Source organism: Rhodopseudomonas sp. BR0C11 (assembly GCF_010820945.1).
Classification (GTDB): Bacteria; Pseudomonadota; Alphaproteobacteria; order Rhizobiales; family Xanthobacteraceae; genus Rhodopseudomonas; species Rhodopseudomonas palustris_H.
Genome location: NZ_QTKI01000576.1, coordinates 1 through 2237, shown reverse-complemented (window position 1 = coordinate 2237; position 2237 = coordinate 1). Strand labels below are relative to the sequence as shown.

Sequence of the window (2237 nt, the reverse complement as noted above, 5' to 3'; positions counted from 1 at the left end):
GAGCTATCTCACCGCCGCGGCGGCTTACGGCTGGCAGGACATCACCACCGAACGCACTGTCGCAATCGGCGGCCTCAATCAACTCCGCGCCAACTTCAACGCCAACGCGTACTCCGCGCGGGTTGAAGCCGGGCATCGCTGGATCGCCCCGGCAATCGGCGGTCTTGGTCTGACGCCGTACGCTGCGGCCCAGGTCACCGCCTTCGATCTGCCGGCCTATGCCGAGCAGGCGGCGGGCGGAACCGGTGTATTCGCACTCGGCTATGCGGCCAAGACCGTGACCGCGACGCGCAGCGAGTTCGGCCTGCGGACCGACAAGTCGTTCGCGCTCGATAGCGCGCTGCTGACGCTGCGCGGCCGCGCCGCATGGGCGCACGACTTCGATGTCGATCGGTCGGTGACAGCAACCTTCCAGGCGCTGCCCGGCGCCAGCTTCGTAGTGAACGGCGCACGGCCCGCGCGGGATGCTGCGCTGACCACGGTGTCGGCGGAAGTGAGTTGGCTGAATGGCTTCTCGGTCGCCGCCAGCTTCGAAGGCGAGTTCTCGGACGTCACCCGCAGCTACGCCGGCAAAGGACTGCTTCGCTACGCGTGGTGATCGCTCCGGTGAGGGCGGCCGGCCTCGGAACGCGCCTCAATGCATCGTCTTGCTGCTCTTGAGGAACGGCCGCCGGGCGGATTCGTGTTTCTCGTAGAGCTCGAGCCAGCGGCGATCTTCCGGCCGGTACCACTCGTCCCGGGTGACCTGGGGCAACGGCATGCTCTTGCTGATGATTTCCTCGAGGCGAAAATACTCGGCAGTCTCCTCCGCCGTCAGCCCAATCAGCACGCGGTTGCCTGAATCGTCGAGTTCGTAGTCGTCGTCCTTGATCATGCGGTTAGTTGACCAGGCGCGCGCGCGTGGTCAACGCGATTGCGGTTTTAACCTAACCAGTCAACCTTACCGGGCCGGTCCGAACTGGTAATCCTACGAGGTAGGTAGGCATTAACCGCTTCTTGTTCCCTTGCGGGTAGGTGTGGACTGCGGCGGTCTGACCGCGCGCACCTAGAAAAGGGACCGCGGAATGCTCAAATCGATATCGGCCCGGATGATCGTGGCCATCACGCTGGTGGCGATCGGCTCCTGTGTCGTGCTCGCCGGCTTCAGCGTGTGGCGCCAGAAAGCGACGATCGACGTCGCCCTGGAGCGCGAGCTGCGCGCCGATTTTGCCAATATCACCGCGGCGACCGAGGCCGAGACCCGAACTACGCTGGCGCTGAGCGACGTGCTGGCGGCGCTGCCGCCGCTGCGCGAGCTCACCAAGGCGAGCGACCGCGACGGGCTGATGAAGCTGCTCAAGGAAGGCCGCGACCTGACCACACTGCGCGGGCTGTCGCTGTACACGATCCAGGTGCCGCCGGCGACGACGCTGATGCGGATCCACAATCCCAAGACCTTCGGTGACGACGTGTCGACGCGGCGCGCCATGGTGGTGCAGGCGATGACCACCGGCAAGGCGGTCGGCGGCATCGAGCCGGGGCTCGACAATCTCACCGTGTTCGGCACGACGCCGATGGTCGAGGACGGCAAAGTAATCGGCACCGTCGATATCGGCGCGCCGTTCGGCAAGGCGTTTGTCGAGCGGATGAAGGCGCGGTTCGGCGTCGACGTCGCGATCCTGCAGCTGAGCGGCGACAAGACCAACGTGATCGCGTCCAGCGTTGCCAATCCTGTCACCGATCTTGCGACGCTGCGCCGTGCGTTCGGCGGCGACCTGGTGATCGAAAAGGGCGAAGCCGACGGCAAGGCGATCGCCACGACCTTCGGCCCGCTCAAGCGGTTCTCCGGCGAGCCGGTCGCGGTGCTGATGATCATGCGCGACGCCAGCGCCTATGCGGCGCTGGAACGGCAATCGATGCAGTGGCTGGCCTTCGCGGCGATCGCCGCCGTGCTGGTCGCCGCCGCGATCGCGGTGTGGCTCGGCCGCAGCATGGCCAAGCCGATCCAGGCGCTCGGCAATGCGATGCGCGACATCAGCAGCGGTCGTCACGACGTCGAAGTGCCGGGCCGCGGCCGCAGTGACGAGATCGGCTCGATGGCTCAGGCGGTCGAAGTGTTCAAAGAAGGGCTGATCGAAACCGGCCGGCTGCGTGCCGCGCAGGACGAGCAGCGGATCGCCCACGAAAGCGAGCGGCGACAGGCAATGCACGAGCTGGCGGCGCGGTTCGAGACCGGCGTCGGCAGCTCGTGCATTGCC

At 66.4% G+C, this 2237-nt stretch carries 3 protein-coding genes; 2 read left to right on the top strand and 1 reads right to left on the bottom strand.

Annotated elements, in window-relative coordinates; genetic code table 11:
- The coding region (locus DYI24_RS25330) for an autotransporter outer membrane beta-barrel domain-containing protein (protein WP_164574275.1) at positions 1-598 on the top strand (598 nt) is incomplete at its 5' end.
- A gap of 36 nt (positions 599-634) precedes the next feature.
- Here DYI24_RS25330 and DYI24_RS25325 read toward each other — a convergent pair.
- Positions 635-874, bottom strand: coding sequence for a hypothetical protein (locus DYI24_RS25325; protein ID WP_107345319.1), 240 nt, complete (start codon positions 872-874; stop codon positions 635-637).
- Between the two features lie 190 nt (positions 875-1064).
- Between DYI24_RS25325 and DYI24_RS25320 the strand changes: the two genes are divergently transcribed.
- A partial coding sequence (locus tag DYI24_RS25320; RefSeq protein ID WP_164574274.1) for a cache domain-containing protein occupies positions 1065-2237 on the top strand: 1173 nt, incomplete at its 3' end.

Excerpts from the sequence above, each read along its gene's own strand:
- DYI24_RS25325 (WP_107345319.1), bottom strand. The coding sequence starts at position 874 with ATGATCAAGGACGACGACTACGAACTCGACGATTCAGGCAACCGCGTG.